Origin of the sequence: Methanoregula sp., from assembly GCF_049518935.1 — an archaeon.
In the GTDB taxonomy this organism is placed as follows: domain Archaea; phylum Halobacteriota; class Methanomicrobia; order Methanomicrobiales; family Methanospirillaceae; genus Methanoregula.
In genome coordinates this window covers 1-5319 of the sequence record NZ_JBEKRH010000043.1, presented here as the reverse complement: position 1 = coordinate 5319, position 5319 = coordinate 1, and the positions used below count along the sequence as shown (strand labels likewise).

The following is a 5319-nucleotide window of genomic DNA, read 5'->3' as shown; positions in this document are numbered from 1 at the left end:
GGCTCGCTAATCTTCTTGTTGTCTCCTTACTTTTTGAACACACATTCTGGTAAGGAGACAATGTACCTTTGATCTTCCGGTCGTCGGTACTATCTCTTTTAGATTAGGATTTCTACAGAGCATATTTTCCACAAGTTGTCGTCTAGGATAAATAGTGTCATTGAACTGACGAGCCATTTCCTGACGGTAAGTACCCCCGATAACGTCGTTCTTCCAGGAGCGGACAGGGATAACAGAGTTGGCATGGAGATCTTCTCGGATCAGCCGATGAATCGCTTCAGAATCGTATCCTTTGTCCACGACGTAACAATCCGACTTTCGGGTTTTATGACATTGTCGAAGTAATTTCTCAGCATGTCGGGTATCATGGACCCGGCTTTTCGAGGCAACGAACCCGGTAATCACTTGTTGATCAGTATCAACGGAAATCGAAGTTTTCAGGAAATGTTTCCGGATCTTTCCGGTTCGTTCCGAGAAATAATGGCTGCAGTACCCGCTTGTAAATCCAGATGAGTCGATAGCTGTTATGGGAATATTTTCATTTGAAGAGTAGAACAGGTTCACCGTCTTTCTGAAGGTAATTCGAAGAAAAAGTGTTTTTATCCAACAGAGAAATTTTTGAAGCGTCGTGAAATGGGGTATTTCTGATAGATCAAGGATCTCCTGAACTCCCTCTATATCTCCGACGTCTTCAATGAATTCACGGTAGTGCTGGTTACGGAAATCTTTGAACAAAATCAGGACGAGCAGTTGGTGTTGGGTATAGATCTTCTTGGAAAATTTACTGGAATACGGGTTGAGATGTGTTAACTTTACAACTGAAATGGTTGCCTGGATAAACCTGATATTCCGGCTCGCTGATTTCTTTATTGTCTCCTTTCTATTTGACTGCGCAATCAAGAAAAGGAGACATTGTACCTTAGATTTTTCGGTCGTCGGTACAACCCGCTTTTAGATTAGGTTTTCTACAGAGCACATTTTTTCATAGATCTTTTCCTCAAAAACCAATGGATTTTTAATGTTCTATGATGATTTCAATAGATGTGGATATTATAAATAGAGTATTGATCTTGAATCAAATTCAACAACTAAATTCTAATTAAAAAGAGTGTGTTGGATTGGAGATTCAATCTTTTCGATCTGAGAAATTATTTCTGAAAATCTTGATTTTGGATCGTATGATATATTAATATACTCCTCATTAAATTTAGGGCGTATATTAAAAATATTATCAGATATGATTAATTTGGTTAAATATATCTCAAGATCGCCAATATTTTTAAAAGACCTCATGCATACACCAAGTTTTTCATAATTATCGGTCTCTAACGGATAATCCATTAACTGAAGACAAATCTTTGAGTTCATAGATGCCTCAATTAATGCAGTGGAATTAAATGAAATAAAAATATCCCCTTTGATTACTGAATCTTCTAAACTTTCCGAGAGTGAAGTGAATTCTATATTTAAAAGATGTTTTTTCAATAATATAATATCATCCTTTGGGTGAGGGCGGTAAAAGAAATCAATATTATTCATTCTACAAAAATCATTTAATTTTTGGATTGTTTTTATTTTTTGCCCTAAATATTCTGGGTTAAGAGATTCGATACATTGCCCCAAATAATATAATTTAATTCGAGTTGGCAAACCAAATCTTTTTGATGATCTGATTTTATGTTTATTTGGATACCCTATAATGTATATTCTCTCGGGATTTTTTCCAAATCGGACATATTGATCTTTGAAATATTGACCCCATACTAAGACATAATCTGCAGCCATACCATCAAAATATTTAATTTTTGATTGATAGATCCCATGTTGAATCACTATAGTGGGAATTTTCAATTTTTTACAGACATATACAATTGTTCTTTCAATGGGAATACTATCGTCAGGTAAAATAACATAGTCAGGTTTAACTATCAATAAGCGTTCTGATAATTGTTCTATTAATTTAAAAATTTCTTGTTCATCATTTTGTGTGTAGAAACGGAATATCAATTCATATAAATCAGCATATGAAACATATGGGACAGTGTTAAAGATCGCGAAGATGCGATCTTGTAATCCATGAACAAAAAGACCCATAGAATATTTTTTTCTATCCCAAATAATGAATCGATGTTTTAGATTAAATAAAAAAATTTTTTTCTTAAGTTTTTCTCCCCGATTATATTTTTGAATTAATAAACAAAATTTTGAATAAAAATAATCAATAACATTTAAGATATTAGAATATCTTGAGTAAATAATTATACGATTTTGAAAATTATTTATCAATGAATTTTTATAATCGGGGTATCCCAATTCCTTTTGATATTCTATAAAGGAATAAAATAAAATATCTGAGATATCTCCTTGTTTATTACTTTTTTGAGGAATAATTTTATCAAACATGAGTTCAAAAGAATATTAGATTTGTTTACTTAATATGATATCTACCTCTTCTGAAAATTGACCTATCTCGTAATGATTTTACATTATGATATCCTGAATTCATTTCACTCATATGCATAGAACCACTCACTGAATAATGAGAATTCGTTCAGATAGCAATTTTCACCAGAATGCCTGTTCAGGAGATTCATATTCATCGAGATTTAGATTTATGTGATGTTTGTGGGTATTGTACCCGAGAACGAATATGCCAAAGTGTTTTCCGTTGTTGGAGATTTTATATCCCGTATCAAGTAATTAACCGGAATGAGTCGTTAATGAAAGCGACCATCCATTTTTTCGATCTTGAACTCGAACTCACTCTAGTCACCCTACCTGAGCGACATCGAATGTTTTCGTTTAAACCGTACCTATTTTCTCTGGCTTTAAGTGAATTTTGATGATCTTTTTGAGAATAACCGGTTTGGATTTGTCGGTGTGATACGCATCCAAAATGATCCGTTCGAACCTGGGTCAAGAGATTTTTTTCTTCAGTAGGGGATATAACCCTCATCCTTGTTCTACTGTTTCAATTGGTAGATCCATCTCCGTGTGCCTCAAACAAACCGAGTTATGTCGTCTGGATAGTTACCTTCTTCCAACTTACAGATGATCCACGTGACCTTATTTTTGGTTAATTTCCTCACAAGTGTTATTGAAAGCTTTATAAAATTATTTTGGGATAAGAGATTAAAATAACATTTATTTTATTACTTCACTAACGCAATACAAATAAATAGTTAACCTTTCTAATAAATATAAATGGTACTCTGGAATAATTTTATAAGGATTTCGGTTTCAAAGATTGAAGTTATACCAGGAATATCGACAATAGGCATAAAATTATTGTACCCTTGTACGGAATATCATCAAGCATTATTTGGATGTTATAGATTTAAGATGAACCTCTCTTTAGGGTATCTTCAAAAAATTCTTTTTATTAATTCTTCAAACTATGAAAAATCAACCCAAAATTTGATGAAACATCTAATAAAACCAGGTATGACAATATTAGATATTGGGGCCAATATTGGTTTTTTTACATTATTTATGGCCAAACTTATCCATAAAGAGGGTAAAATTTATTGTTTTGAACCACATCCAACAAATTTTCAATTATTGTTAGATAATATCAAGAGTAATGATCTAAAAAATGTATATCCGGTTAATTTAGCTTTATCTAATGTAACGGGGAAACAACAACTTAGTCTAAATTTTTTTAACGATGGGGGTCATTCATTAGGGAATCTTTCAAATAATTTGGAAGTATCTAAAATAAATCCCTCCGTAGACAAAATATTAGTTAATACTTGTACAATAGATGAATTTATCGCAAAAAATCATATAGAAAAAGTTGATTTCATCAAAATTGATGTTGAAGGTGCTGAGTATTGGGTATTTGAAGGGGCAAAGAAACTATTATCCCAGTCTAATGCACCAGATATTATTTGCGAGATTGGAAATACAGCAGCAATTCAGATCGGAAAGAAAGAGAGTGATATTCGAGAATTACTATACTCGTTTGGATATCGTAGTTTTTTTATTGAAGACGGGATTAGAGAATTTGGAGATGAAATTCCTGTAACCCGATTACAAAATATATTGTTTACTAAATCTGAAATAAAATAGAAAGAATGGTTTATTCAATTCCAAAGAATATCGACCATTAGTACTCCAAAAATGCAGGTCTCCTGCTATTTATCTCATAGGTCATTTAGAAAGACAATATATATATAATATTAATTCGAAAAAAAATCTTCTGAAACGTTTACTTATACATTTCATCTTTATCGAAAGGATTACATCAAGTACCCGGACCTATGAGATATGTTTAATCGGGTTGCAATCGCCATCAATTATTAGGACGATTTGCAATTTATTCTCCGTCTTTTCGAGATCCATTTAATACGATTGTTATCATCCCCTCATTGGACATATTCTAGCTCTGCAAAAATCCTCGATTATAGATCCGGCTAAAGATCACGAGAATAATTTTTTAAGATGTTGTAGAGGATCGATTTGATTTTGAGTTCTTTGACCTGCGCTTGGAATTTCCGTGCTTTCAGGACTTCCCCAAACTTTCTTTTGAGGACGGAGAATACGGTTTCGACCTTGTTTCGTTGATGATAGCAGGCCTTATCGAACGATCTTGCAAGTTCTCGTCGATATATTCCGAAGATCCGTTTTCGTTTTCTGGTTCTGACCGGGATAAGTGAGTAAACGTTCAAGTAATCCCAGATAAGTCTGTGAATATTTTCAGAATCGTATCCTTTATCGAGAACGTAGGTATCAGACTTTCTCGTTCTATGACATTGAACAAGAAGTTTTTCCGCGTGAGGGATATCATGAACCGGTTGCTGGGAGATCTTGAATCCGGTTACGATCTGTCTATTGGTATCGACAGAGATGGAGGTTTTCAGAAATCGTTTTCGAGTTTTCCCGGTTCTCCAGGAATAATATGAACTGCATAGAAACTGGTAAAACCCGACGAATCAATCGCGGTCAAAGCAATTTTCTCACCCCAATCGTAAAACTGTTTAATGAGCCGGTTGAGTAACCAGTTGAATGTAGAAGATCGAATCCGTTGACAAAACTTATGGATTGTCGTGAAATGGGGGGACCTTATCGAAATGGGTCTTCTCCCGAAGTGAATCCATGATCTCAGTTAGTTCTACTATGTCCCTGTAATCTTCAGACAAGTATTCTTTCAGGAGAAGAAGAATGAGAAACTGGTGCTGAGTATAGATCTTTTTTGAAAATTTTGCTCTGTAGAAAACCTAATCAAAAAGCGGGTTGTACCGACGACCGAAAGATCTAAGGTACAATGTCTCCTTTTCTTGATTGTGCAGTCAAATAGAAAGGAGACAATAAAGAAAT

The 5319-nt window shown here is 33.9% G+C and carries 3 protein-coding genes and 1 pseudogene; 1 reads left to right on the top strand and 3 read right to left on the bottom strand.

The features are described 5' to 3' along the window. Positions 1–6 precede the first annotated feature (6 nt). Both ABSE13_RS13035 and ABSE13_RS13030 read right to left on the bottom strand, forming a co-directional pair. Positions 7–900 carry an IS5 family transposase gene (locus ABSE13_RS13035; RefSeq protein ID WP_424028948.1) on the bottom strand — a complete coding sequence of 298 codons (894 nt, stop codon included), beginning with the start codon at positions 898–900 and terminating at the stop codon, positions 7–9. Positions 901–1095: 195 nt separating this feature from the next. Next, a complete protein-coding gene (locus ABSE13_RS13030) occupies positions 1096–2403 on the bottom strand; it encodes a glycosyltransferase family protein (RefSeq protein WP_424028947.1) in 1308 nt (435 codons plus the stop codon). 801 nt (positions 2404–3204) lie between these two features. Here ABSE13_RS13030 and ABSE13_RS13025 point away from each other — a divergent pair. Continuing rightward, complete coding sequence (locus ABSE13_RS13025; protein WP_424028946.1) at positions 3205–4071, top strand: FkbM family methyltransferase; 867 nt, start codon at positions 3205–3207, stop codon at positions 4069–4071. Between the two features lie 344 nt (positions 4072–4415). Here the strand turns inward: ABSE13_RS13025 and ABSE13_RS13020 are convergent. Continuing rightward, a pseudogene (locus tag ABSE13_RS13020) lies at positions 4416–4916 on the bottom strand (IS5 family transposase); the annotation flags it as partial. Between the last annotated feature and the right edge of the window lie 403 nt (positions 4917–5319).

Excerpts from the sequence above, each read along its gene's own strand:
- ABSE13_RS13030 (WP_424028947.1), bottom strand. The coding sequence starts at position 2,403 with ATGTTTGATAAAATTATTCCTCAAAAAAGTAATAAACAAGGAGATATC.
- ABSE13_RS13025 (WP_424028946.1), top strand. The coding sequence starts at position 3,205 with ATGGTACTCTGGAATAATTTTATAAGGATTTCGGTTTCAAAGATTGAA.